The organism is Embleya sp. NPDC020886 (genome assembly GCF_044333915.1).
Lineage (GTDB): Bacteria > Actinomycetota > Actinomycetes > Streptomycetales > Streptomycetaceae > Embleya.
The window spans coordinates 99,177-122,289 of record NZ_JBIRRX010000011.1 but is presented as its reverse complement, the minus strand read 5'-3'; the positions used below and the strand labels follow the sequence as shown (position 1 = coordinate 122,289).

Below are 23,113 nucleotides of genomic sequence, written 5' to 3'. Positions count from 1 at the left end.
GGCCTTCGTCGATTCGGTCGTCGTCGGATTCACGGCGCTCCAGACGTGCTTCTCGGCGCGGTGGACGCGACCGATGCATCGAGTAACGTTCATCTTGATGTTTCGACGTTACCATCGGATGGCATCGGTTCGCCGAACTCCCGACCTCGACACACACGACGAGGGAGGGGGCGTACTCTCCACAATCCCAACCCACGGACCCGAGCCGCGGATCCCGAGCCGACACCCCGGCCGCCCCGAGAGTCGAAGACGTGACCATGACCGAGAACCTGGCCAAGGCCAACCCCCGAGGGCTGCACTTCATCGCCGAGTTGGCCAACACCGTGCAAGCCGACACGCACACCGGGCCGGCCGACCTCCAGGCCCTGCTGACACGCCACGGCGGCCCGGCCTTCACCCTCTCCGCAGCGGACGCCCGGCAACTGTGCGAGGCCACCGCCCACCTGATCCGCATCCTGGCCACCCGGGACGAGGACCGGGCCGCCGAGGCGATCAACGACCTCCTGGACCGCTACCCGGCACAGCCCCACCTGGTCCGCCTGCCCGGCCGCCCCTGGTCCCTGCACGCCCGCGCGCCCCGGACCGCCGATCCGGCGCACTGGCTGCTCTCCACCGCCGCCCTGGCACTCGGCCTGTGGCTCAGCGAACGGGGCGGCTGCGCCTGGGGCCAATGCGCCGCTCCCGACTGCGCCGACTACTTCATCGACACCGGCCGCCGCGCGCCCCAGCGCTACTGCACCACCCGCTGCGCGACCCGAGTACGCGTGGCCACCCACCGCGCCCACAAATCGACGACGACGAACCGGGCCGAATAGGGCCCTTCCGGTGCATCGGGTACGGGTCACCCGGAACCGGCCGATCGATACGGCGGAGGCGCCGGGCCCCGTTCGCCCGGGCGGTCAGGGCGTGTCCTGCGGTGCGGTCGCGGTCGGGGTGGGTCGTGGTGTCGGGCGGCGGCGGTGGACGACCCGCAGGATGTCGGCCCACGCGACGGCGGCCATCGCCGCGCAGACGGCCGCGGCCGGGATCCAGAGCGCGCGGGCGCCGCCCAGGTCGATGTCCGCGGCCACGGCACACAACGTGCCGGCCAGGATCAGGATGGGCAGCGCGATCCCCGCGGGGGCCAGCCGCCGGGCGAGCGGGCCGCCCGCCGCGGGCGGTCGGCCGCCGGAGCCCCGATTCGGCGTCGGACGGGGGGCTGAGGCAGTCATGGCCGAAACCTATCCGGAACCCGTCCGGCCACACCGCACAGGCGACCCGGCCGACGCTCGGGCCACGCGCGTGGCGCCCGGGTCGTGGGTCAGGGCTTGCGTCGTGGGTCAGGGCCCGCGTCGTGGCGACGGTTATCCCACCGGGTGCGGGCGAGGCTCGCGTGGGCCGCGGAAGGGCTGTGTCCGGCTGAGCACGAGGTTGGTGGTCGTGCTCCCGAACCGGGCCAACGCGTCGACGAGTTCCTCCAGGTGGGACATCGACGTGGCCGCCACCTTCAGTACGTAGCAGTCGTCCCCGGTGGTGCGCAGGCACTCCAGAATCTCCGAGCGCTCCGCGAGCAGTCGGCGCAGCGGCTCGTGCCGGGTGCCCGGATACTTCAGTCGGACCACGGCCAGCACCGCGTAGCCGGTCCGCTCCAGATCCACCTCCGCCCGAAAGCCGGTGATCACGCCGGCCGCCTCCAGCCGCCGCACCCGCTCGGTCGTCGCCGACGCGCTCAGATTCACCCGCCGGGCCAGCTCCGTATAGGCGATCCGGCCGTCCCGCTGAACCTCGTCCAGGATCGCCCAGTCGGTCGCGTCAAGATTCTCGGTCATTCGCCGAGATTACCGGTGGATCCACGGCCGAACCGCGTCTGAACAGGCCGGATTCCCTTCTGGCCACCCGTCCCGGCCGGCTAGGCTCGATGTCGTGAAGATCGGAGTCAACGTCCTCAATTTCGGCCCCGGCACCGATCCGGGAGTCCTGCGCAACTGGGCCCGGACCGTGGAAGACCTGGGTTTCGACCTACTGATGGTCTCGGACCACATCGCCGTCACGCCCGACGTCGCCCGGCAATATCCGGCCCCCTTCTACGAGCCGTTCACCACCCTGTCCTGGCTGGCCGGCATCACCACCCGGATCCGGCTCGGCACCACGGTCCTCATCGCGCCCTACCGGCATCCGCTGCTCACCGCCCGAATGGCGGCCAACCTGAACGAGCTCAGCGACGGCCGGTTCGTCCTGGGCGTCGGGGTGGGCTGGGCGCGCCAGGAGTTCGCCGCGCTCGGGGTCCCGTTCGAACGACGCGGCCGACTGACCGACGAGCATTTGCGGGCCGTTCGGGCGGCCTGGGCGGACACGGCCGACTACGGAAACCGGTCGATCCCGATCTGGGTCGGTGGGCACAGCGACGCGGGGCTGCGTCGGGCCGTACGGCTCGGGGACGCGTGGCATCCGCTGCGCTGCACCATGCCCTGGCTGCGCGAAGCCGTGGGCAGGCTGGCGGCCCTCGCGGACGAGGAAGCACTCCCGGTGCCCGGATTCGCCCCGCGGATCGTGCTCCGAACCACCACGGCGCCGGTCGAGGGATCGCAACGACTCGCCGGAGAGGGCACGATCGACCAGATCGTCGACGACCTCGAACAACTGCGGCTGCTGGGCGCCGAAACCGTCGTCCTCGACCCGTACGGCGGCGATCCCCGGGAGACCCGCCACCCACAGGCGGCCTGGCAGGCACTCGCCGAGGTGGCCGCCCGGTTCCAGACCCCCCGCACGTGAACGGAGCAATCATGACCACGCCCGACGACCACGCCCTCCTCCGGCAGGCCATCGAACTCGCGGCCGAGGCCCGCGCGGGCGGAAACCCGCCCTTCGGTTCGCTGCTGGCGGCGCCGGACGGAACGATTTTGGCGGAGGCGCACAACACGACACTCACCGACCGGGACGTGACCGCACACCCGGAATTGAAGCTCGCCAGATGGGCCGCACGAGAGTTGGACGCGGCCACGGCGGCGGAGACCACGATGTACACGAGTTGCCGGCCCTGCGAGATGTGCGCGGCGGTCATCCGGCGGGCCGGACTGCGCCGTGTGGTGTTCGCCCTGTCCGCCGAGCAGCTCCTGGACATCAGGCCGGCCCCCGACCAGCCCGCCGTGCCCGAAATCGGGCCGGCGCTGCTCGAAGAGGTGCGGGAGGTCGTCGCGGGCTATTACCGCTGACCCGCACGGCACCCGCGCCTCGATGGCGTCGTCGGGGTTCGGCTGCTGTTGTGCTCCGGGCTGCGCCCTACCAACGCCTGGCGCGCCTTGGGCGCTTGGGCGCTTGGGCTTCGGCGCTCCGGTGCTTGGTGCTTCCGTGCTTCGTGGCTCAGGGCGAGACCTCGTAGCGGGTGGCGATCGCGGCGGCCCGGTCGTGCAGGGAGGTGCGCAACGACTGCGGGGTCAGGGCTTCCGCGTCCGTGGCGAGTTGCCACAGCGCCCATTCGGCGTGTCGTGAATCCTGATAGGTCACCTCCAGCCGCAGCCAACCGTCCGCGTCGGGTTCCTCGGCGCGGACGGCCAGCGCGGTGTTCAGCAGGTCCTCCCGTCGCTCCGGGTTCACCCGTACCAGTGCGGTGACCTGGTCGTCGCCGGACAGAAACTGCGCGCAGCGTTCGCGCCAGACCCGGTCCAGATCGACCCGGTTCGGTCGCTGCGCCGGTTCGGGGAGTTCCTCGGCGGCCGACATCCGGGACAGCCGGTAGGTGCGGTCCGCGCCGGATCTCGTGGCCAGCAGGTAGGCCCGGTCGCGTACGGTGACCAGGCCGATCGGGTCCACCGTGCGCCATTGGGGCGGCTGGTCCGCGGCCGCGTAGTGGATGCGGAGCCGGTGTCCGGCGAGCACCGCGCGCCGGACCTCGATCATGGTCGTGTCGGGCACCTCCTCGGTGACCAGCCGGCGGGAGAGCAGGTCGGTCTCCGGGTCGACGAGAAATCGCTGGGCCGCGTCGCTCGCGGTGGCCCGATGCCCCTCGGGCAGCGCGTCGACCACCTTGCGCATGGCCGAGGCGAGTGCCGAGCCGAGGCCGAACACCTGCTCGCCGCGCGCCGATCCGGCGGTCAGCAGGGCGAGGGCCTCGTCGTGATTCAGGCCGGTCAGCTCGGTCCGGAAGCCGGGCGACAAGGCGAACCCGCCGTGCCGACCGCGTTCGGCGTAGACCGGAACGCCGGCTGCGGACAGTGCCTCGATGTCGCGCAGCACGGTGCGTGTGGACACCTCCAACTCATCGGCCAGCGCGGCGGCGGTCAGGCGACCGTGCCGGCGCAGCAGCAACACCAGCGAGACCAAACGATCGGCGCGCATGGCAAGAAATTTCTCGGAATACACGACAGGAGGTGTCGTGATTTGTTGGCAGGCTCGTCCACAAGACGTCGACGGCGGTGGTTTGCGAACCGACGGACGTGCGTACTTCCGACGAATCGAATGGAGCTGATGGGGCAATGGAGCGAACGGCAGTCAACCCGGTGACGTGGTCGGTGGAACTGGGCTTCAACCAAGGTGAGATCGTCTCCGGGGAGAGCCGGACCCTGTACTGCTCCGGCCAGACCGCGATGAGCGGTGACGGAAAGCCGCAACATGACGGTGACATGGCGGCGCAGTTGGCGCTGAGTCTGGACAATCTGGAGGCCGTTCTCGGCGAGGCCGGCATGTCGCTGGCGAACCTCGTCCGGCTCAACGTCTACACCACGGACGTCGATCTGCTCTTCCGGCACTACGGCGTGCTGGCGTCGCGGTTGGGCGCCGCCGCGGTGGCGCCGACGAGCACGATGCTTGAGGTAACACGGTTGGCGATCCCGACGCTGATGGTCGAGTTGGAGGGGACGGCCGTCGCGTGATGCGGCTTCGGCGCGTTCGGTAGGCCGTCGGTCGAAGTGCGGCCTCGGCGCCTCCGGTTGGGCCGCCGGACGGGTCGCCGGTCCGGCCGGTGGTAGTGCTTCCGGTCGAACGGGCGGGGGTGGCAGGTGGGTTGGGTGCGTGGGTGGGTTCGGTGGTCGAAATGATGACGATCGGCGTCCGGGGCCGGTGGCTTCGACGGCGGGTCCTGGTCGGCACGATCGCCGCACGTGGCCGCCCGCCTGCTGCTGGACGGATGCCGGCGTCGGGGTGGTGCGGCCGCGTCGGTGGCGCTGTGTCGGTGGCGCCGTGCCAGTGGCTCTGTTGTCAGCGCTCCGGGGCCGGTTGCCGGTCGGGGAGGGCGGCCAGGAGGACCTTGCAGAGGGTTTCGATGTCGCCGGCCATGTCGATTTCGGGATTGAGGAGCCATTGGAGTTGGAGGCCGTCGACGGCGGCGAGGAGGATGCGGGCGGTCCAGGCGGGGTCGGTGTCGGCGGCCGGGCCCGGGCTGGTGGGGGTGTAGGACTCCAGGGAATCGGCGATGCGGGTGCGCAGGTGGGTGTAGCGCTCGGTGAAGAAGTCGTGGGCCGGGTGCTCGGGTTCGGCGGCGGCCGCGGCCAGGTCGACGAAGAGTTTGACCAGGCCGGGGGTGCGGGCGTTGTTGGTCAGCAGGTCTGCGGGCGAGGCCGTGCCCAGATCGCCGTAGGTCGCCGCATCGGCCGCGTCGCGCGCGGCCAGCACCGCGGTGAGCAGCGCCTCCCGGCCGCCGAAGTGGTGTACGACGCCGGCGTCGGTCATGCCGACCCGCTCGGCGATGTCGCGGACGGTGACCTTGCGGCTGCCGGCCTCGGCGTAGGCGGTGAGCGCGGCGTCCAGGATCTGCTGCCGCTTGTCCGCGCTCTTCCGGTAGGGACCCCGCGGGCCTCGGGTACTCACGGCGACCACTCTATGCCGGACCTGCGGCCTTCTTTAAAACCTCGACACTCAAGGTTTTAAGGATTATCGTGGCGCTCACCCCCCAGAGCCGAGAGAGGCCCCGCCAGGATGAGTACCGACGCCGACGACGCCGCCACCCCCGTACCCCTGCCCGACGGCTTCCTGTGGGGCGCCTCGACCGCCGCCCACCAGATCGAGGGCAACAACGTCAACAGTGACTGGTGGGCCCTGGAACACGGCGGCCACGGCCACATCGGGGAGCCCAGCGGCGACGCCGCCGACAGCTATCACCGCTGGCCCGAAGACCTCGATCTGCTGGCCGAACTCGGCTTCACCGACTACCGCTTCGGCATCGAATGGGCTCGGATCGAACCCGCGCCGGGCGAGTTCTCCCGGGCCGAGATCGCGCACTACCGCCGGATGGTCGACGGTGCGATCGAACGCGGCCTGCGCCCGTTGATCACGCTGAACCACTTCACCGTGCCGCGCTGGTTCGCCGAGCGCGGCGGGTGGACCGCGGCCGGCGCGGTGGACCTGTTCGTCCGCTATGTCGAGGTGATCGCGCCGATCATCGCAACCGACGTCCGGCATGTGTGCACCATCAACGAGCCCAACATGGTGGCGATCTTCGGCGCGATCCGGCAACTCGGGATGGACGCGATGCCGAGCGTCGGCCTCCCGGAACCGGACGCGGACACCACCGACGCCCTGATCTCGGCCCACCATCGGGCCCGCGCCGCGATCAAGGCCATCTCGCCCGATATCCGGGTCGGTTGGTCCGTCGCCAACCAGGTCTACCAGCCGCTCCCGGGCGCGGAGGCGGTGGCCGCCGCGTACCGTCGATCCCGCGAGGACGTCTTCCTGGAAGCGGCGCGCGACGACGACTGGGTCGGCGTGCAGTCGTACACCCGCACCCGAATCGGCCCGGACGGCCCGATTCCCACCGCCGAGGACGCCGAACGCACGCTCACCGGCTGGGAGTTCTACCCCCGAGCACTGGGCGAGGCACTACGCCACACGGCAGCGGTGGTCGGCCCGGTCCCGCTGATCGTCACCGAAAACGGCATCGCCACCGACGACGACACCCGCCGCATCGCCTACACCACCGGCGCCCTGGCCGGCCTTGCCGCAGCCCTGGCCGACGGCATCGACGTACGCGGCTACCTGCACTGGACCCTGCTGGACAACTACGAATGGGGCTCCTATCGACCCACCTTCGGCCTGATCGCGGTGGACCGACAGACATTCACCCGAACGCCGAAGCCCTCGGCCAAGTGGCTCGCAGACGTGGGCCGTTCGGGATCCTTGCCACGAACGCGGGGGTGACGGCGGGCGGTCGGGGTGATCCGACTCGGGGGGCGCGGCACGGCGAGGCGGTGGGCGGGGGTCGTGGGCCGGGCCCGGGAACCGGGCCAGGTCGCGAGCGCGGCGAACCAGCCGACCCGAGTCGCGAGCCAGGCCCGGGGGCCGAGTCGGCGAGCGGCAAGCGCCAATCGAATCATGGCCGAAGCCCTCACGCCGGGGCAATCGGCAGACCTGATCATGGCGGCAATCAAGGAGCACAGAACATGATCCGAACTGCCCCCGACGTGAACGACGCAGGTTGGTTCAAGTCGTCGCACAGCAACGATGATAACGGTGCATGTGTCGAAGTCGCCCCCGGCTGCGGAATCGTCCCGGTCCGTGACTCGAAGGATCCGAGCGTCGGTCACCTGACCGTCGCCCCGGCGTCCTGGTCGGCGCTGTTGTCGACGCTGCGCACGGTCTGACGCTCGCACCGCTCGAACCCGTCATCCCACACTATGGCGGGGCTTCGTGGTGCGGTGAGGCTGTAGTTCCATCCTCGGCGTAGTCCCCCAGCGACCTGCGGAGCCGGGCCAGTGGTGCCGCCCGCGTGGCGCAAGGCGGTGTACGCCGACTCCGGCCTGCCGCGGGGCGCGGTGGACCGGGACGCGTGCGTGGTGTGTGTGCCGGAGCAGGTGGCTATCGTGCTCTGGACCACCCGCTACATCGACGCCGCCGTCGTCCAGCTCCAGGCCGAGGGCCACGAGCTCCGGGAGGAGGACGTCGCCAGGCTCTCCCGCTCAAGCACCGCGACCTGAACCTGCTCGCCGCTACAACTTCACCCCGAGCGTCCCATCCGCCGGCGCCCTGCACCCGCTCCGCGACCCGGACGCGGTCGGAACCGGATGAAGACGAGACCGGCGCGGAATGAATCCGGCCCGTCGTTGCCTGCGGCCCGGCACAGGCTCGCCCGGGTGGTCAAAGGAGGGCACCGCCGGAGACCTCGATGCGCTGGGCGGTCATCCAACGCAGGCCCTCGGACGCCAGCGTGGCGATGGCGTCGCCGATCTCCTCGGGTTCGCCGACGCGGCCGAGCGCGGTCTGCCCGGCGAGACCCCGGCGCATCTCGGCGTCATCCCGCATGGCACCGCCGTTGAAGTCGGTGGCGGTCGGCCCCGGGGCAATGGAGTTGACCCGGATGCCGCGGGGGCCGAGTTCTGCCGCCAGAGTGCGGCTCAGGGCCTCGACGGCGGCCTTCGAGGCGGAGTAGACCGAGATCGCGGGACTGGTGTGGCGAGTCAACGACGACGAGACGTTGATGACGTGGGCGTCCTGCGCCAGCAGCGGCACAAGCGACTGGATGAGGAAGAACGTGCCCCGCACGTTCGTGCCGAACACCGTGTCGAAGTCGTCGGCCGTGACAGCTTCCAGCGGGCCGAAGACACCCACCCCCGCGTTGTTGACCACGATATCGAGCCGCGAAGCCCCCCAGCGCTCAAGCAGTCCGCTCAGCTCGGAAGCGAAGGCTCCGAAAGAGGGGACATCGCTGATGTCGAGACGCACGACTGCGGCAGTCCCGCCCGCAGCTTGCACTTGCTGCGCCGTCTCCTCGGCCCCGGCCGCGTCACCGCGATGGGTGACCACGACCCGCACCCCGCGCGCCGCCAGGGCAAGAGCCGTACTCCGACCCAGGCCACGGTTCGCACCGGTCACCAAAGCGATCCTGTCGACTGTCATCACAGCTGCTCCCTCATCGCACGGCACCCGAGAGACGGCGGGCGCGCAATCAGATGCGAGTCGCTTGACTCGCCTTTCCACCGCACCGTAGTCAGGCGAAAAGAGGCGAGTCAAGTGACTCGCCTCGGAGCTAGGGCATACTGAACGCATGGCCGCAGAGCTCTCCGCGCATCACCGCCGCCTCGCCCAGCAAAAGCGTGAGGCGATCATCTCCGCAGCCACGGACCTCTTCCTGAACCGCGGTTACGACGGCACTTCCCTCGCCCGCATCGCCGAAGGGGCGGCAGTCTCGAAGTCCACCCTGTTCAAGCAGTTCCCCACCAAGGCAGCCCTCTTCGAGGCCATCGTCACCGAGTCCTGGCAGCGTGACGCCGGAGGCACCGTCGCACGGCCTCAGGCCGGAGACCTGCGTTCCGGCCTGACCTCCATCGGCCACCGCTACGCCGACCTGATCGGCCGGCCCGGCATGACAGCCCTGTTCCGCATCGTCATCGCCGAGCTGCCCCGCTTCCCCGAACTGGGACGGATGCAGTTCCAGCTCGGCAAGCTGCCCTACTTCACCTCGGTCCAGCACTACCTGGAGTCGGAGCACAAGGCCGGTAACGCCGACGTCCCGGACGCCGAGAGCGCCGCCAACCAGTTCCTCGGGATGATCGCCAACTACGTCCTGTGGCCCCGCATGCTGCTGACCGACTGGAACCCCGCAGCCTCCGACATCCGCCACGCCGTCGAGCAGGCCGTAGAGACCATGCTCGCCCGCTACACCTCCGATCGACCGGCCTGATCCGAAGTCCGAGATGTTCCGCCTCGTTCGCGGCACGGGGCACATCCTCGACGTGCTCGACGTCCTCCACCGCGAGCGCCTCGCGCTCCGCATCCACGACGGCGCGTTCTCCGCGATGGACCTCACCGCCCGCCACCCGCGCACCGGCGAGCTCCTGTCCACGGTGAAGTTCATGGTGCAGACCCTCGCCGCCGCCGGCGAACTCCGGCGCGACCTCCAGCGGGAGCCGACCTACGACGGCCTGCGCGCCGCCGGCCAAGGGCAACAAGGGCGGGCGCCCGCCGCGGCGGCCGCGAAGACTGCGAGCGTCCGTACCGCCTACCCGGAGGGCCGCTCGATCGCCGCCCTCGCCCGCGACCACGGCGTCAGCCGCGGCGCGATCCGTACGGCCGTCGCCGACCTCATGCCCGACCACGCCGCCGTCGAGGAGGACGTCCCGGCGCCGGAACTGCCGGTCGCCCTCGACATGCCGGGCAACGTCGCCGACTTCCTCCGTGCGGCCGATCCGGAGCCCGCCGAGCGGGATCCGCTCGATCAGGGGGTGACCGTAAGGCGTGGCCAGGGCTACACCCTGCGCGTCGGCGCCGCCCCAGCCGTGCACCGCCGGTTCCTCGCCCGCTGCCGGCCGCTCGACGGCGGCCACGGCGTTCCCGCGGTCCCGGCACAGCGCAAGGCCCGCCGCGAGTACGAGAACCGTGTCAGCACGCTCACGCGGACCGGACCATGATCGTTCTCAGCGCCAACGGCTTTACCGACGTTCCCCGAGGCCGTAGTCGAACCAGATCCGGTGGGTGCCGTCCGCGTCGACTCTGATGCCCCCGGTCCCGGTGATCCCAGCCAACGCAGCCGTTCCACTGCCGGGGACGACAATGAAGAATTCGTCCGATCTCCCTTCACCCGCAGTGGTCGCGGAGTGCGCGAAATTGAAGGTGCCCGCCTGCCCGTGGAGCGTCCCCTCGAAGGACTCCATGGCGATATACGTCCCCGCCCCGCTGGACTGGTCGAACGCGGCGGTGAACAGGGTCGCAGAGCGGCCGGCGATCTCGCCTTCGTACTGCTTCTCCATGGTGGCGACACCGACGGGCAGCGCCGTCTCGATCGCGGGACTCGGCAACGAAGTCGGGATGAACTCGGCAACCTTGAACGTTCCTGAAGCTCGCATCCCCGGATCGTAGGCCCCACCACCGACATCGCCCCCGAGCATCCATCCATGATCCGCCGGACAGGAACAGGCTTTGGCCTCACCGCCATTGCCAGGCCCCGCCCGTACGGAGCCCGCCAAGCGCACCATTGCTCTCTCGACGAGCCCGCACACCTCGACAAGGTGGACCGGTTCCGCCCTACGGTCGGACTCTCTTCGAACTACCGCTCCCCCGCCGCGCCCACCCCCGGCGCGTCAGCGCCCCCGACCCAGCCCGCCCCCGTGATCGACGCGCGAAGCGCGGAGAGCGGCGGAGCCGCAAAACGTTGACTTCGTGGCCCGGAGCGAAGCGCAGGGACACGAAGTCACGAGCGAGGGGCCACTTTTTTGTGGAGGAGCCCGCGACGGAACAAAAAAGTGGTGCCTCGCGAGCCGGCGCCAAAGGCGCCCAACAAAAAAGCGGCCCGCCTGCTCATCGCCGATGTGGGCGGCCGGCCGCTGGACGTGGGTGACCTCGGTCAGACCCGCCACCTGGAGGCCATGGCGATCATCGTCATCCGGCTGCTCTTCAGCGGCTGTCACCCGCACTCGGTGTTCGCCTTCCTCAGTCCGGACCTGCACTCCGCGACCGCGTAGGTCCGGTCTGGAGGACGGGGCGTAGGTTGGGCAGCGTGAGCACTGTGAGCGCCGGATTCACGCCCGTACCCGCTCGGGTGGCGACGGTCGACGACATCGACGCGATCGTCGCCGCCCTGACCACCGCGTTCTTCGACGACCCCATGTGGGGACCGGCGTTCGCGAACGTCGAACGGCGGGCCGAGCAGGCGGGGGCGATGTGGCGGCTGTTCGCGACCTCCTCGCAGCGCTATCCGTGGACGTTGGTGACCGAGCACGTCGAGGCGGCGGCGCTGTGGATCCCGCCGGGCGGCTCGGAGTTGTCGGCCGAGGAGGCGGCCGGCCTGGAGACGTACCTGCTCGCCAACAGCGACAGGGCCACGGCGGACGCGGTGCTGCGGGTGTTGGAACTGCTGGGCGCCGCGCAGCCGGCCGAGCCACACTTCTTCCTGAGCCTGCTCGCCACCCACGACGACCACCGAGGCCGAGGGCTGGGCATGGGCCTGCTCGCCGAGAGCCTGAGGCGCATCGACGCCTTGGGCGCGCCCGCCTACCTGGAGTCGTGCAACCCGGCCAACCACGCACGCTACGCACGAGCCGGATTCGCCCCGCTCGGCACCGTCACCCTCGACACCGGCCACGTGGTGACCACGATGTGGCGCCCCGGCCGAAGCGCCTGAGGAGCAAAGCGGCCGAGGGTCGAAACGTCCACGCAGCGAAACGGCCGAACGTCGAAACGGCCAAGCGCCGAACCGGCCGCGCAACCAAGCACCCGAGGACGGAGCGACCGAAGACGCAAGGCCCCGGGGGAGATCGGCCCCCGCGAACCTCACGTTTTCCTCAGATGACGCCCGTCCCGCCCCACCACCTCCTAGCCTCGTCGCCAACGGCGGCCCCAACGGGCGCTACAGCCCGCGACCTTCGCGGTGCTGCGCCGGGCGGTACCGGAACGTGGCACGGCGGCGACCGACCGGAGGGGGGACCGCGATGACACACTTCGGCGGCGCACGTCGTCCCGCGCTCGCGGACCCGGTGCTGCGCTCGACGAGGGTGCTGAACGAGGTGGCCGAACGTCACCCGGAGGCCCTCTCCTTCGCCACCGGCCGCCCGTACGAAGGCGGTTCGCTCGCCGGCGGCGGCCAACAGGCGCTGTTCCTGACGCTGCGGGCGCTGCGTGGTTCGGATCGGGACGTGGTGCTCGCACTCACCCCCACCTACCTCGGGCTCACCGACGCGGCCCGGCGAGCCGACCTGCCCGTGCTCCCGGTCGCGGACGGCCCGCGCGGTGTCGACCTGGACGACCTCGCGGCGCAGGTGCACGGCGCCCGTGCGGCCGGCCTGCGTCCACGCGCCCTGTACCTGGTCCCGGACTTCGCGAACTCCTCCGGGGTCAGCCTGGACGAGCCGGCCCGGCGCGATCTGTTGTCCGCCGCCCAGGAGTTGGACCTGCTGGTCCTGGAGGACGACCCGTACGGGCTGGTGCACGCCGCCGGACGGCACCGGCCACCGACCCTGGCCGCCCTGGACACCCGGCAACGGGTGCTGAATCCGGGGCAGTTCGCCGGATCCGGCCCGCTGGGCGCACGCATCGCCCGCGTCGTGGACACCGATACCGGCCGACCGGTGGGCCCGTTCGTCGACCTGCCGACCCGGTCCGAGCGCGCGTCGACGGCGCTCTCGTCCGCGATGCTTCGGCCAGCCGGCACCGGTACGAGCCGTCCGCGCGCCGCCGACTCCCGGTCCCGGTGGGCGGATCGGCGCCATCCCACGCGGCTGGCGAACGGCCTCGCCGCCCGGTTCGGGCGTGGTCCGACGGCGGACCGGGTGCACTGGCACTGCTCGGACGGGGGCGGCTTCGTCGTGCTGACCGTGCCGTTCGTGGTCGACGACGCGTTGTTGGAGCTGTCCGCTCGCGAGTACGGCGTGTTGTGGACGCCGATGGCGCACTTCTACGATCCGGGCGTCGGGCCCGCGCATCGCCTGCGATTGGCCGCCGGCGCACTGGGGCCGACCGGCATCGACGAGGGCCTGGATCGGCTCACGGCGCTGGTCGAGGACCGGGCGCGCGAGCAGATGCGCTCCTTCACGAGGCGCCGGCCGGGCCGCCGCCGCCCTGCCCCGGACCGGGACGAGGGGCCCCGCGCCGCCCGCGATCAGCCCTGAGACGACGCCGCGAGGTAGGGCGCCACGGTCGCGGCCACCGCCGCCGAGCCGAGGTACTTCACCGCCGGGTGGAACGCGAACAGGCCGACGCTCTCGGCCAGATCGAGGTCGACGTCCGGGAAGTGCGCGCTGAACGGCCGGGGAATGGCGACCGGATCGCCGTGATCGGCCACGTTCACCCAGCGCCGCACGCCGGGCGGGCGGGTACCCGTCGGGGTGGGCGTCGGCCGCAGCCGATGGAACACGGCGTGCGGCAGGGCCAGCGGCGAGCCGAGGGTGACCAGGAGTTCGACCTCCGATTCGGGGTGGGCGTGCAGTGCCTCGTAGGTGACGACGCTGCCGAGCGAGTGCGCGATCACCACGCGCGGCCGGTGCGCGGCGATGCACGCGGCCACCTCCTCCCGCGCGGCGATCCGCGCCGGCGCGTCCACGTCCCGCAGGTAGGCGGTCACCTCGCGGACGAACAGGGACATGAACAGGTGGGTCAGCCGCCCGTCGAGCCGAAATCGCTCGGCGACGACCTGGGCGATCTGCCGCAGTGGCACGGTCAGTCGGCCCTGCACCGTCGCCGGGGGCAGGTCGAGCGCCGCCAACCACTGCTCGGCGAACACCGCGAGCGCCGGATCGGCCGGCGCCAACCGATCGAAGGCGTCCTCGTCCGGGCCGCCCTGGGCGACCGGTTGCCCGCGATACAGGTGGTGGGCGTAATAGGCGAACGCGACGTCGAGTTCGGCCGCCGGTCGCCCGAGGCCCGTCGCCAGGGCCGCGCCCCAGGTCCGTGCCCGCGCGGCGGCGACCACGTCGGGGGCCGCGCCCGCCTCGTGGTTGCCCACGCCGTGCACGGCGACGATCGCACTCATCGGGACTCCCGGGGGTTGTTGCGGAACGGACCCGGAGTCTCCGGGGCCGGTACACGGGCGAGGTCGAACACGGCCCGATCGGGGCGCAGGAGCAACAATTCGTTGCCGGTGGCGACCAACACATCGCCGCTGTGCGTCACTTCGAGGGATCGCACGCCGTCCGGAAACGTGTAGCGGTACAACTCCCGGCCGGAACTCGGCTCCCACAGGCGCATGGTGCGGTCGGCACCGCCGGTGAGCAGATGCGGACGGCCTTCGAGCAGTATCCCGACCAGGGCGAGCACGGGCCGTGCGTGGCCGACGAGTTCGCGAACGAGGGCACCGTCGAGTGTGGTGATCCGGACGACGCCGTCGCCGCCCGCACCGACCAGGGCTCGACCCTGCGGAAGGTCGATGAACACCAGTGTGTTGATGTGGGCGGGATGGGTGATGAGCAGTCGTGGTCGTACCGGCCCGTCCGGCGTCGGCGCGAACAGCCGAACCCCGCCCTCGGCATCGCCGATCGCGACCAAGGGCGTGCGGGGGTCCGGCAGGACCGCGAAGCACTGCGTCGTCGCACCGTCGACGGTCTCCGGTATCAACGTGCGCCGCCGAATACCCGACCCGGCGTCCCACAGATCCACCCGGCCACCCCAACCGCCGGTCAACACGTGGGCCTTGCCCTCCAGCACGATTCCCGCCACCGCCGCCATTCCGGCCACCGACTCGTCCGAGTCGCTGCACAGGGCCCCGGTTCGGGCATCCCACACGGCCACTCCACCCTCGGGTCGCACACCCGCGACGACCGGCCGGCCGGCCATCCCGAAACAGGCGATGTCGTGGAGTTCGCCGGTGTCGACGGTGTGGCGGATCAGCCCTGTTCCGGGATCCCAGACGCAGACCGTGCCGTCCGCACTCTCCGAGATGCCGAATCCACCCGACTCGGCATCGGTTACGGCCAAACTCCGTGCGCGCAGCGGATGTCCCGGTTGGGCATGACCGCGATGGACGCCGAGAGCGGCACCCTCGTCGGCGACTTCCGGGGCAAGCCGCCATACCCGGGCGGTACCCAACTGCCCGCCGCTGACCACCGTCAACCCCGCCGAGTCGGCGTATCCGGCCAGTGACGGCACCGCCGTCGTATGACCCGCGAGCACCGACGCGCACCGTCCACTCGCGGAATCCCACACCCGAACCGTTCCGTCGCTGCCGGCACTCACCACCCACCCACCGTCCGCATCGGGCATCGCCACGGCGGTCACCCCGTCGATGTGCCCTTCACCAAGGCCGCGAACCCGATCACCGTCCGACGGGTCGACCATGGCCACGCTCCCGTCGGCCCGCCCGATCAGCAACGTCGGCCGGCGGGCACCACGCACCGGTGACAGGGCGGTGACGAAATCGCGGTCGTCCGAATCACCGGAAAAGCGGGTCAACACGCGGACGAAGACGATCCTCCGCGCCTCCAGTCGCCACAGCCACACCTCGCCCCGCACACACCCCACCACGTGGGTTCGCCCGTCCAGGTCCCACAACCCCAACCGCCCCACCGAGCGCGCCAGGGTCGTATCCGCGATCCGCTCCCCGCCGACCGGGTCCCACCAGGTCAGCCGTTTGCCGTGGGCGGTGACCAACACCGATGCATCGGGGGCGACCGTCAGGCTCTCCACACCCGTGGCGTGCCCCCGCCATTCCCGGACCAGGGCACCGGTGCACAGGTCCCACACCTGTAGACCGTCCGCCGTGCCGGTGACCGCGTGTGGCCGCCCGCCGATGCGGCATGCGGCCACCCGGACGGGGTGGTTGCCATGGCCGCGCAGATCGAACAGGACGGTGCTCGTGGCGAGATCCGAGAGCAGGACGATCCCGTCGGTCGATCCGCTCAGCACACACGCCCTGCCCCGCACCTCGACGATCGCCAGGCCGATCACCGCTCCGCCCAGTCCGGTCAGGGTGGAGCGCAGGGCGCCGCCGAGCGGCCGACCCGCCGCCCAGGCCACCGTCCAGGGCAGGTCCCGCGAGAAGCCCTCCGACAACTCCGGCGCGTCGTGCCGCGCCGCGTCGACGGCCAGCAGTTGCCGCCGCTCCTCGGGGCCGGCCCGGTGATGCGCGCCGTAACTGGTGCGGTACACCCACGCGCCCACCGGGGTCCGTTCCGCGGAGCGCAATTCCTCGGCCAGCGCCGCCGGTTCCGCATGTACGAGGAAATCGGTGTCGGCGAGCAACGGGTCGAGTTCGCCCGCCTCGCGTGCGTGCCGAGCCGCGTGCCGACGCAGATACGGCGCCGCTGCCGCCCAGTCGCGCCGACCGTCGGCCCCGGCCGCGACCGAGCCGAGCAGCCCGGCCCACAAGGCGCGCACCGCATCGGGGTCGGCCGCCTCGGAGTCGGCCCGCAGCGCGTCGGCCAGGCCCTGGTGGAACAGGCGGTACAGCGGCCTGCCCAGCGGGTCGGCGTTGCAGCGCAGGTAGAACCGGGCCCGGCGCAGGGCGAGTTCGACGGCGGCGGCCGGATGACCCACGGCGTCCCGCGTCGACGCCAGGAAGGCGGGTGCCGCCACGCGCAGGATGTCGATCGGCATGCCCTCGCCTCCGGCGTAGGCGAGCGCGGTCAACGTGGCCCGGATCCACGGATTGTGCTGTTGGGCCGGCTCCAGGTCCAGCACTCCGCTCAGGGTCCGCGGAATCCGGGCGCCCAACTCCCGGGCCGCGGCCTGCGTCGCCGGTATCGACCGAATGCCCAACAGGTGCCGGGTATACAGCCGGGCGACCAGGAACTCGCCCCACTCCGGCGGCTCGTGGTCCGCCCCGGCGCCCTCGGTCAGTGCCGACGCCATCGACGCGGCCAGGGCATGGGAGTTGGCCCAGTTGTGCGCGGTCGCGCGGTTCGCATCGGTGAAGAGCAGGCTGTTGATGTAGTCCACGAGATCGGTGCGCAAGGCGACCCGCGGCACCGTGTCCAGGTCGACCACGTCGCCGTGCCGCTCGGCCAGGGCGAACAGTTCGGCCAGGCGCGCCTCGCGCCGACAGCCGATCATGATCCGACAGCTCGACCGACCGTCCGCGCGGCGCGTGGTGAGCAGGGGCCGCAGGAGGGACAGGATCACCTCCTCCGCCCCCTCCGCCTCGTCGAGCGCGTCGAGAATCAGCACCGGTGGCTCGGCCCGCTCGGCGAGTTCGGCGGCCAGGAGCCGGCCCGGTCGGGCGCCCGATCGATCCGTCAGCTCCCACTGCCGGGCGAGCGCGGCGGTGATCTCCGAGAGCGTCCGGCGGCGCGCGTGCACCACGGCGAGATCGTCGATCAGCGGCGGCACGGCGCCGCCGAGGGTGGTCCATACCGATCGGGTGCGCAGCCGCAGTTCGGGATGGGCCGCGCAGACCAGGACGCCCAGGAGCGCCGACTTGCCCACGCCCGGTTTGCCGGTGACCACCTGGAGGGCCGATTCCGCGCCCGCGAGCCACCAGGCGAGTCGGGCCGCCTCCGCGCTGCGTCCTTGGAAATGCCCGGGCGCGCCGGGCTCGTCCGTATCGCCGGACGAGTCGCGGCCGCCGGCCCGGCCCACGAAGTGCGGCTCGTCCACCGCCTCGTCCAGCACGAACCGGGTCTGGGGCGCTTCGTCGAGCAGCGGAATCAGCGTCGGGTCGATGCCGGTGCGCAGCGCGTGCCGACGCACGTCGAAGCGCGGGTTGCGGAAGAACGCCAGGTGCGCGAGGTTCTCGCCGATCGGCACGAGCGGAGTGGCGACCTCCTGGCGGTAGTACGTGCCCTCGGCGCGGCGTGCCACGGCCGCGGCCACCTCCTGGCAGAACCGCTCGAACGGGATGAACTCGAACGAGGCGTCCAGGGCGAGCGTGCCGTCGCGGAACCCGGTCAGCACCTCGATCACGGCATGGCTCAATCGGCCGTCGTAGGACGGCTCTCCGGGTTGGCACGCGGCCACCACCCAGGCCCGTCGTCGGGGCGTGCGCAGGAGTTGCTGCCAGTGCAGCCTGGCCGCGTCCCCGGCGTAGCACAGGTCGAGGAGGAACAGCACGGTCGGTGCCGTGTCGCCCTCGTCGTCCTCCAGGCGGGCCAGCCACTGGTCCACGGCCGTGTCGACCCGGTCGCCGTCGCCGCCGACCACGTACAGACCGCCGCTGCTGCGGCCCCGTTGCCCGTGTGCGAGCAGGTGCACCACCGCGAGTCCCGGGCCGCCGCCCAGCACCGCGCGCACCGCCTCGTCCAGTGCGCCGGCGCTGTCGGCGGGGTCGCGCGCGGGCTGGGCCGGGTCGTATCGATAGGCGGTGTGCAGCAATTCGCGGATTCGGCGGGCGTATTCGGGCGCGTAGGCCAGGTGTGGCAGCGCGTCCGGCGCCTCCACGCCCGGGTCGTCACGGGGGCTGCCCGCCACCCCGACCACCAGCGCGCGCCGCGCCGGATTCGCCATGCCCCAGCTCCCCCTGCCGGTCCGAGCACTCAGCCTAGAGGGCAACACCGCAGCCCTGTACGGGGTTTCCGCAGCTCGGTGGCACGTCGGGCCCCGCCCACGGACCCACCGGAGCGGATGTCACCGACGTGGGAAATGATCGGCGCATGACGGAAGACGCAGTGCGGTACCACGAGGGCGAGGTGGCCCGGCTCGCTCGGCGGTTGCTCGACGCACCGACGGGTGGTTGGTCGCGGCAGGGGATGCAGGCGCTGGTCGCGGCGCTGGGCTGGACCTGGTCGGGGGCCGCCGACGCCGCGCCGACCGGCACCGATCTGCCGTCCGGGAGCGCGCGGTTGCGTCCGGTCGGCCGGTTCGAGAAGGACTTCACCTCGGGTGAGGACTATGTCGAACTGGCCGTGCCGCTGGCCCTGCCGGCTCCGGACCCGGCCGCCCAGGCGCTCGCGTTTCGACAGGCGGCCGAGCAGGTCGCGGACGCGCTCGGCGAGGCGTCGATCATGGGGGTGTACGGCGGACTCGGCCCGTACTACGACGGCGGTGCGCGCTGGGGTACGCCCTACCGGCGCTGGCGTGGCGACCCGGACACGCTGGAACTGCGCGCGGGTCGGGCCGGGCCGGAGTTGGTGCTGCTGCCCACCGAGCCCGTGGAGAACTGGTTCTGGCGTCAGGGCCACGGCGAACCGGGCGCGATCACCGGCTTCTTCGGTCACCGCCGGGTGGCCGCCAACGGCGGACTCGGCCTGCCCGGCGGCTGGTACGCCCGGGACTGGGAGCAACTGACCGACGTGCTGGCCGACTTCCTCGGCTCGCTGCCCGCCGAGACGACCGCGCTGGACGTCGGGCTCGCCCTGAACGTCTACGGGCGCGTCCCCGGCGAGAACGGTGCGCCGATGTTGTTCGACCTGGTCTGCCGGGATCGGCTGGTGATCGGCTCCTTCCCGCCGGCGGGCGTGGATGCGCACGCGTTGGGCTGGGGCAGTGCCGAGGAGCACCCGGGTACGCGCGCCTGGTGGCCCTCGGACGCCGAGCCGCCCGCCCGGCACGACGCCGGCGGTCCGGGCGAGGTGGCCGCGCGGGCGACCGCCGAACTGCTGGTCGCCACCGCCCGTGCCGCCGGCGTCCCCGGCCCCGAGGACCTGATCATCGGCGGCGAGGGCGAACGGGTGGGCGCGTTCGACGTGAAGTTCTACGGGCTGGGCCTGCATTCGGGCTGATCCGGGCACCGGCCGTCGCACCCGGCGTCCCGCCACCGCCTCGCGGTGATCGGGGCGTGACGGTATGCGAACGGCCGGTTCGTCGATATCGTGCATGGTGCACTGAAATTGCTCACCGTCGAGCGAAGAGGAGCACGTCATGGCCGTACCGGTGGCCCTGAACCATCTCGCCTACCAGACCCGAGACCTGGCCGCGACCCACCGCTTCTGGACGGAGGCGGTCGGCGCGGAACTCGCGGGCGCGCTTCGCGAGGAGTCCCGAACCACCAGCGGCGGCGAGGTCACCGCGCCCTTCCTGCACGTCTTCTACGCGCTCGCGAGCGGCGAGTGCATCGCCTTCTTCGACGTGGCCAAGGCGTACACGCCCGTGCCCGACGGTCTCGAATCGTGGACCCGGCACGTCGCGCTCGCCGTGGACTCCGTCGCCGAAGTCGACGCGATGGCCGAGCAGATCCGCCGGCACGGGGTCGAGGTCCGGGGCCCGATCGACCATCACGGCGTCTGGTACTCGGTGTACTGCTTCGATCCCAACGGCGTGCATCTGGAAATCACCCACCAGTCCCGCCCGTTGATCGAGCAGGACGCCATCGAGGGGCGGGCCGCCTTCGACGCCTGGCTCGCCGATCGTGCGGCGGGCAAACTCCCGGGCTGAGCCGCGCGACGCGCGAGGGAGCACCGCTACTCGCCCGCGCGGGCGTAGCGCAGCAGCACGGTGCGCGCGTCGAACGTGCGCGAGTCGACCAGGGTCAGCGGGTGCCGGGCGTCGTCGGGCCGGAAGACCGGTTTGCCGCCGCCCAGGATCACCGGGTGCACGAAGATGAGGTATTCGTCGATCAGGCCGAGCGCGGTCAGCGCGTTGGCGAGCCCGGCGCCGCCGCTGAGCAGGATGTCCTTGCCGGGCTCCCGCTTGAGCGCGGTGATGTCCTCGGCGAGATTCCTGCCGATCACCTCGGCACCCCACTCGGCCCGGTCCAACGTGGTCGAGACGACCACCTTGCGGGCCGCCCGCCAGATCGGCGCGAACCGCAGGTCGTGCGGATCGGTGGAGATGCTCTCGGCGATCGGCCAATAGCCGGACATCATCTCCCACACCACCCGGCCGTACAGGAACGTGTCGACTCCGTCGTGGAGGGTCTGCCCGAAGTCGGACAGCTCCGGAGTCATCATCGGCCAGTCGAATTCGCCGTTGGGGCCCTCGATGCAACCGTCGAGCGACTGGTGGACCATGTAGAGGATCTTGCGCATTTCGGGCTCCCGATCGTGCCGGTCTTCGGTGTCCTCACCACGAGGTCGGAATCGATCGCCGGTCCTCGACATCCCCGGGAGGCTCTTCGGAAGAAGTTCTCGACGGACTTCCGCACCAGGGCGCGCTCGCGGCCAGGATCCCGGCGGCGGACGCCGGCGCAGATCATCCGCCGTCGACCACCCGCGCCGCGCGTATCTCCAGGTAGCGGCGTTCCGGCAGGCTGGTGGTCCGGCGGGCCGCTTCGCGGTACGCCGCCCGTGCGGGCTCACGATCGCCGGCCAGTTCGAGCAGGTGGCCGCGCACCGCCCAGACCCGGTGGTGCCCGGTCATCCGGTCGTCCCCGGCCAGCGTGTCGAGCAACTCCAGGCCCGCCCGCGGGCCGTGCACCATCGCCGTCGCGACGCTGCGGTTGAGGGTGACCATCGGGCCCGGCGACAGGTGGTCGAGCAGCCGGTACAGCGCGAGGATCTGCGGCCAGTCCGTGTCCTCGGCGCGCGCCGCCTCCGCGTGCACCGCGGCGATCGCGGCCTGGAGCTGGTACGGGCCCGGCGGCCCCCACGTGAGCGCGTCGGTGACCAGCTCGGTGCCCTCCCGGATCGCCTCCGCGTTCCAGCGGCTCCGGTCCTGCTCGGCCAGCGGGATCAACTCGCCGTCCGCGGCGGTGCGCGCGGTCCGGCGGGCATCGGTCAGCAACATCAGCGCGAGCAACCCGGACACCTCGCCGTCGTCCGGCCGCAACCGGCGCACCGCGCGGGTGAGTCGGATGGCCTCCGCGGTCAGGTCGGTACGGAGCAGGTCCGGGCCCGAGCCGGCGGTGTAGCCCTCGTTGAAGATCAGGTAGAGCACCTGCAACACCGCGCCCAACCGCTCCATCGGCTCCGGCCCGCCCGGCCGGCCGAAGCGACCGCCGGCGGCCTTGATCCGCTGCTTGGCCCGGCTGATCCGCTGCGCCATGGTGCTCTCGGGCACCAGGAAGGCGCCGGCGATCTGCGCGGTGGTCAGGCCGCCGACCGCGCGCAGCGTCAACGCGACCTGCGAGGCGCCGGTCAACGCCGGGTGGCAACACAGGAACAGCAGGGTCAGCGTGTCGTCCCGATCGCCGCCCGCGTCGTCGTCGGGTGCGGGCGAGACGTACTCGTCGGCCGGGGCCTGCGCGGCGAGCCGCTCCTCGCGGTTGCGTCGGGCCCGCTCACTGCGCCAGTGGTCGATCAGCCGCCGGTCGGCCACGGTGAGCAGCCAGCCCCACGGGCTGTCCGGGACGCCCTCCACCGGCCACTGCACGGTGGCGGCGAGCAGCGCCTCCTGGACCGCGTCCTCGCACGCGTCGAACTGGCCGTGTCGGCGGACGAGCACGCCGAGGACCTGCGGGGTCAGCTCCCGCAGCAGGCCCTCGACGTGCGCGTCCGCGCTCACATCTCCGTCCCGGACTCGGTCATCACCGGGCGGACCTCCATCGCCCAGTAGCGGGCGTCCGGCCAGCGCCCGGCGATCTCGACGGCCCGCTCGGTGCTGTCGCACTCGACCAGCAGATAGCCGGCGAAGTGCTCCTTGGCCTCCACGAACGGGCCGTCGGTGACCGCCGGCACCCCGTCCCGCACCCGCACGGTGCGGGTTTGCGTGGGGTCGGCCAGGGCCTCGCCGCCGAGCAGTTCCCCGGACGCGGTCAGCTCGGCCATCAGCGCGTCGACCTCGCCGAACAGTTCGGTGCGCTCGGCGTCGGAGAGATCCTCCACGAAGCCCGGGCGGTTGTGGATCAGCAGCATGAACTTCATCGGTGACTCCTGGTCGCTCTCGTTCGGTTCGGTCGGGCCGGGTGTTCCGGACCGATCGGCGTGGTCCGATCGGCCGCTCGGGATCGTTTCGCCGATTCGCCGGGCGGGCCGCT

Annotated in this window: 24 protein-coding genes and 1 pseudogene; 14 read left to right on the top strand and 11 right to left on the bottom strand. The window is 71.7% G+C overall.

Going from position 1 to position 23,113, the window contains the following annotated elements; genetic code table 11:
• Nucleotides 1-257: 257 nt before the first annotated feature.
• Nucleotides 258-815 carry a CGNR zinc finger domain-containing protein gene (locus tag ACH4U8_RS32165; protein WP_360309274.1) on the top strand — a complete coding sequence of 186 codons (558 nt, stop codon included), beginning with the start codon at nt 258-260 and terminating at the stop codon, nt 813-815.
• An 84-nt stretch (nt 816-899) separates the two neighbouring features.
• Here the strand turns inward: ACH4U8_RS32165 and ACH4U8_RS32160 are convergent, their stop codons facing one another.
• On the bottom strand, nt 900-1,211 hold the full coding sequence (locus ACH4U8_RS32160; RefSeq protein ID WP_360309226.1) for a hypothetical protein: 312 nt from the start codon (nt 1,209-1,211) through the stop codon (nt 900-902).
• 132 nt (nt 1,212-1,343) lie between these two features.
• Nucleotides 1,344-1,808, bottom strand: a complete 465-nt coding sequence (locus ACH4U8_RS32155) for an Lrp/AsnC family transcriptional regulator (protein WP_360309228.1) — start codon at nt 1,806-1,808, stop codon at nt 1,344-1,346.
• 94 nt (nt 1,809-1,902) lie between these two features.
• Between ACH4U8_RS32155 and ACH4U8_RS32150 the strand changes: the two genes are divergently transcribed.
• Both ACH4U8_RS32150 and ACH4U8_RS32145 read left to right on the top strand, forming a co-directional pair.
• Complete coding sequence (locus ACH4U8_RS32150) at nt 1,903-2,751, top strand: LLM class flavin-dependent oxidoreductase (protein WP_395781908.1); 849 nt, start codon at nt 1,903-1,905, stop codon at nt 2,749-2,751.
• An 11-nt stretch (nt 2,752-2,762) separates the two neighbouring features.
• Nucleotides 2,763-3,191: a nucleoside deaminase gene (locus ACH4U8_RS32145; RefSeq protein WP_379990614.1), complete on the top strand. Its 429-nt coding sequence runs from the start codon at nt 2,763-2,765 to the stop codon at nt 3,189-3,191.
• 148 nt (nt 3,192-3,339) lie between these two features.
• Here the strand turns inward: ACH4U8_RS32145 and ACH4U8_RS32140 are convergent, their stop codons facing one another.
• Nucleotides 3,340-4,314: a helix-turn-helix transcriptional regulator gene (locus tag ACH4U8_RS32140; protein WP_395781906.1), complete on the bottom strand. Its 975-nt coding sequence runs from the start codon at nt 4,312-4,314 to the stop codon at nt 3,340-3,342.
• 137 nt (nt 4,315-4,451) lie between these two features.
• Here ACH4U8_RS32140 and ACH4U8_RS32135 point away from each other — a divergent pair, with 137 nt between their 5' ends.
• Nucleotides 4,452-4,847: a RidA family protein gene (locus ACH4U8_RS32135; RefSeq protein ID WP_360309236.1), complete on the top strand. Its 396-nt coding sequence runs from the start codon at nt 4,452-4,454 to the stop codon at nt 4,845-4,847.
• Nucleotides 4,848-5,172: 325 nt separating this feature from the next.
• Here the strand turns inward: ACH4U8_RS32135 and ACH4U8_RS32130 are convergent, their stop codons facing one another.
• Complete coding sequence (locus ACH4U8_RS32130) at nt 5,173-5,781, bottom strand: TetR/AcrR family transcriptional regulator (protein ID WP_395781904.1); 609 nt, start codon at nt 5,779-5,781, stop codon at nt 5,173-5,175.
• Between the two features lie 108 nt (nt 5,782-5,889).
• Here ACH4U8_RS32130 and ACH4U8_RS32125 point away from each other — a divergent pair, with 108 nt between their 5' ends.
• The 3 genes and pseudogenes from ACH4U8_RS32125 to ACH4U8_RS32115 form a co-directional block, all read left to right on the top strand.
• Entirely contained in the window at nt 5,890-7,107 is a 1,218-nt protein-coding gene (locus ACH4U8_RS32125) for a glycoside hydrolase family 1 protein (RefSeq protein WP_395781902.1), read from the top strand.
• A 242-nt stretch (nt 7,108-7,349) separates the two neighbouring features.
• Nucleotides 7,350-7,550, top strand: a complete 201-nt coding sequence (locus ACH4U8_RS32120) for a DUF397 domain-containing protein (protein ID WP_395781900.1) — start codon at nt 7,350-7,352, stop codon at nt 7,548-7,550.
• A gap of 213 nt (nt 7,551-7,763) precedes the next feature.
• Nucleotides 7,764-7,996: pseudogene (locus tag ACH4U8_RS32115) on the top strand (Tn3 family transposase); the annotation flags it as partial.
• A 47-nt stretch (nt 7,997-8,043) separates the two neighbouring features.
• On the opposite strand, the gene ACH4U8_RS32110 reads toward ACH4U8_RS32115, so the two are convergent.
• Complete coding sequence (locus ACH4U8_RS32110) at nt 8,044-8,802, bottom strand: SDR family NAD(P)-dependent oxidoreductase (protein ID WP_395781898.1); 759 nt, start codon at nt 8,800-8,802, stop codon at nt 8,044-8,046.
• A gap of 148 nt (nt 8,803-8,950) precedes the next feature.
• On the opposite strand from ACH4U8_RS32110, the gene ACH4U8_RS32105 reads away from it, so the two are divergent.
• Complete coding sequence (locus ACH4U8_RS32105; protein ID WP_395781896.1) at nt 8,951-9,586, top strand: TetR/AcrR family transcriptional regulator; 636 nt, start codon at nt 8,951-8,953, stop codon at nt 9,584-9,586.
• Nucleotides 9,587-9,599: 13 nt separating this feature from the next.
• The gene (locus tag ACH4U8_RS32100; protein ID WP_395781894.1) at nt 9,600-10,313 is read left to right on the top strand and encodes a hypothetical protein; all 714 of its coding nucleotides are present in this window, start codon (nt 9,600-9,602) and stop codon (nt 10,311-10,313) included.
• A 21-nt stretch (nt 10,314-10,334) separates the two neighbouring features.
• Here ACH4U8_RS32100 and ACH4U8_RS32095 read toward each other — a convergent pair whose 3' ends face one another.
• Nucleotides 10,335-10,748, bottom strand: a complete 414-nt coding sequence (locus tag ACH4U8_RS32095; RefSeq protein WP_395782118.1) for a DUF3224 domain-containing protein — start codon at nt 10,746-10,748, stop codon at nt 10,335-10,337.
• A gap of 399 nt (nt 10,749-11,147) precedes the next feature.
• Between ACH4U8_RS32095 and ACH4U8_RS32090 the strand changes: the two genes are divergently transcribed.
• The 3 genes from ACH4U8_RS32090 to ACH4U8_RS32080 all read left to right on the top strand — a co-directional run bounded on the left by ACH4U8_RS32090 (nt 11,148) and on the right by ACH4U8_RS32080 (nt 13,505).
• Nucleotides 11,148-11,363, top strand: a complete 216-nt coding sequence (locus ACH4U8_RS32090) for a hypothetical protein (protein WP_395781892.1) — start codon at nt 11,148-11,150, stop codon at nt 11,361-11,363.
• Nucleotides 11,364-11,398: 35 nt separating this feature from the next.
• A complete protein-coding gene (locus tag ACH4U8_RS32085; protein WP_360321279.1) occupies nt 11,399-12,022 on the top strand; it encodes a GNAT family N-acetyltransferase in 624 nt (207 codons plus the stop codon).
• Between the two features lie 307 nt (nt 12,023-12,329).
• The gene (locus ACH4U8_RS32080) at nt 12,330-13,505 is read left to right on the top strand and encodes an aminotransferase class I/II-fold pyridoxal phosphate-dependent enzyme (protein WP_395781890.1); all 1,176 of its coding nucleotides are present in this window, start codon (nt 12,330-12,332) and stop codon (nt 13,503-13,505) included.
• Here the strand turns inward: ACH4U8_RS32080 and ACH4U8_RS32075 are convergent.
• Together ACH4U8_RS32075 and ACH4U8_RS32070 are read right to left on the bottom strand one after the other, a co-directional pair.
• Nucleotides 13,496-14,365, bottom strand: a complete 870-nt coding sequence (locus ACH4U8_RS32075; RefSeq protein ID WP_360321273.1) for a hypothetical protein — start codon at nt 14,363-14,365, stop codon at nt 13,496-13,498. The genes ACH4U8_RS32080 and ACH4U8_RS32075 overlap by 10 nt on opposite strands.
• Nucleotides 14,362-18,768: a hypothetical protein gene (locus tag ACH4U8_RS32070; protein WP_395781888.1), complete on the bottom strand. Its 4,407-nt coding sequence runs from the start codon at nt 18,766-18,768 to the stop codon at nt 14,362-14,364. The genes ACH4U8_RS32075 and ACH4U8_RS32070 overlap by 4 nt, the downstream gene beginning before the upstream one ends.
• Before the next feature lie 146 nt (nt 18,769-18,914).
• Here ACH4U8_RS32070 and ACH4U8_RS32065 point away from each other — a divergent pair, with 146 nt between their 5' ends.
• Together ACH4U8_RS32065 and ACH4U8_RS32060 are read left to right on the top strand one after the other, a co-directional pair.
• Nucleotides 18,915-19,982: a hypothetical protein gene (locus ACH4U8_RS32065; RefSeq protein ID WP_395781886.1), complete on the top strand. Its 1,068-nt coding sequence runs from the start codon at nt 18,915-18,917 to the stop codon at nt 19,980-19,982.
• A gap of 139 nt (nt 19,983-20,121) precedes the next feature.
• On the top strand, nt 20,122-20,634 hold the full coding sequence (locus ACH4U8_RS32060; RefSeq protein WP_360321264.1) for a VOC family protein: 513 nt from the start codon (nt 20,122-20,124) through the stop codon (nt 20,632-20,634).
• A gap of 26 nt (nt 20,635-20,660) precedes the next feature.
• Here the strand turns inward: ACH4U8_RS32060 and ACH4U8_RS32055 are convergent, their stop codons facing one another.
• The 3 genes from ACH4U8_RS32055 to ACH4U8_RS32045 all read right to left on the bottom strand — a co-directional run bounded on the left by ACH4U8_RS32055 (nt 20,661) and on the right by ACH4U8_RS32045 (nt 23,000).
• Nucleotides 20,661-21,227 (bottom strand): dihydrofolate reductase family protein, encoded by a 567-nt coding sequence (locus ACH4U8_RS32055; protein WP_395781884.1) that lies wholly within the window; start codon nt 21,225-21,227, stop codon nt 20,661-20,663.
• A 163-nt stretch (nt 21,228-21,390) separates the two neighbouring features.
• Nucleotides 21,391-22,641: an RNA polymerase sigma factor gene (locus ACH4U8_RS32050; RefSeq protein ID WP_395781882.1), complete on the bottom strand. Its 1,251-nt coding sequence runs from the start codon at nt 22,639-22,641 to the stop codon at nt 21,391-21,393.
• On the bottom strand, nt 22,638-23,000 hold the full coding sequence (locus ACH4U8_RS32045; RefSeq protein ID WP_360321255.1) for a YciI family protein: 363 nt from the start codon (nt 22,998-23,000) through the stop codon (nt 22,638-22,640). Before ACH4U8_RS32045 ends, ACH4U8_RS32050 begins: the two co-directional genes overlap by 4 nt.
• Between the last annotated feature and the right edge of the window lie 113 nt (nt 23,001-23,113).

Excerpts from the sequence above, each read along its gene's own strand:
- ACH4U8_RS32110 (WP_395781898.1), bottom strand. The coding sequence starts at position 8,802 with ATGACAGTCGACAGGATCGCTTTGGTGACCGGTGCGAACCGTGGCCTG.
- ACH4U8_RS32065 (WP_395781886.1), top strand. The coding sequence starts at position 18,915 with ATGACGGAAGACGCAGTGCGGTACCACGAGGGCGAGGTGGCCCGGCTC.
- ACH4U8_RS32060 (WP_360321264.1), top strand. The coding sequence starts at position 20,122 with ATGGCCGTACCGGTGGCCCTGAACCATCTCGCCTACCAGACCCGAGAC.
- ACH4U8_RS32075 (WP_360321273.1), bottom strand. The coding sequence starts at position 14,365 with ATGAGTGCGATCGTCGCCGTGCACGGCGTGGGCAACCACGAGGCGGGC.
- ACH4U8_RS32140 (WP_395781906.1), bottom strand. The coding sequence starts at position 4,314 with ATGCGCGCCGATCGTTTGGTCTCGCTGGTGTTGCTGCTGCGCCGGCAC.
- ACH4U8_RS32070 (WP_395781888.1), bottom strand. The coding sequence starts at position 18,768 with ATGGCGAATCCGGCGCGGCGCGCGCTGGTGGTCGGGGTGGCGGGCAGC.
- ACH4U8_RS32045 (WP_360321255.1), bottom strand. The coding sequence starts at position 23,000 with ATGAAGTTCATGCTGCTGATCCACAACCGCCCGGGCTTCGTGGAGGAT.
- ACH4U8_RS32135 (WP_360309236.1), top strand. The coding sequence starts at position 4,452 with ATGGAGCGAACGGCAGTCAACCCGGTGACGTGGTCGGTGGAACTGGGC.
- ACH4U8_RS32080 (WP_395781890.1), top strand. The coding sequence starts at position 12,330 with ATGACACACTTCGGCGGCGCACGTCGTCCCGCGCTCGCGGACCCGGTG.
- ACH4U8_RS32165 (WP_360309274.1), top strand. The coding sequence starts at position 258 with ATGACCGAGAACCTGGCCAAGGCCAACCCCCGAGGGCTGCACTTCATC.
- ACH4U8_RS32145 (WP_379990614.1), top strand. The coding sequence starts at position 2,763 with ATGACCACGCCCGACGACCACGCCCTCCTCCGGCAGGCCATCGAACTC.
- ACH4U8_RS32055 (WP_395781884.1), bottom strand. The coding sequence starts at position 21,227 with ATGCGCAAGATCCTCTACATGGTCCACCAGTCGCTCGACGGTTGCATC.
- ACH4U8_RS32105 (WP_395781896.1), top strand. The coding sequence starts at position 8,951 with ATGGCCGCAGAGCTCTCCGCGCATCACCGCCGCCTCGCCCAGCAAAAG.
- ACH4U8_RS32100 (WP_395781894.1), top strand. The coding sequence starts at position 9,600 with ATGTTCCGCCTCGTTCGCGGCACGGGGCACATCCTCGACGTGCTCGAC.
- ACH4U8_RS32125 (WP_395781902.1), top strand. The coding sequence starts at position 5,890 with ATGAGTACCGACGCCGACGACGCCGCCACCCCCGTACCCCTGCCCGAC.
- ACH4U8_RS32095 (WP_395782118.1), bottom strand. The coding sequence starts at position 10,748 with ATGCGAGCTTCAGGAACGTTCAAGGTTGCCGAGTTCATCCCGACTTCG.
- ACH4U8_RS32120 (WP_395781900.1), top strand. The coding sequence starts at position 7,350 with ATGATCCGAACTGCCCCCGACGTGAACGACGCAGGTTGGTTCAAGTCG.
- ACH4U8_RS32155 (WP_360309228.1), bottom strand. The coding sequence starts at position 1,808 with ATGACCGAGAATCTTGACGCGACCGACTGGGCGATCCTGGACGAGGTT.
- ACH4U8_RS32160 (WP_360309226.1), bottom strand. The coding sequence starts at position 1,211 with ATGACTGCCTCAGCCCCCCGTCCGACGCCGAATCGGGGCTCCGGCGGC.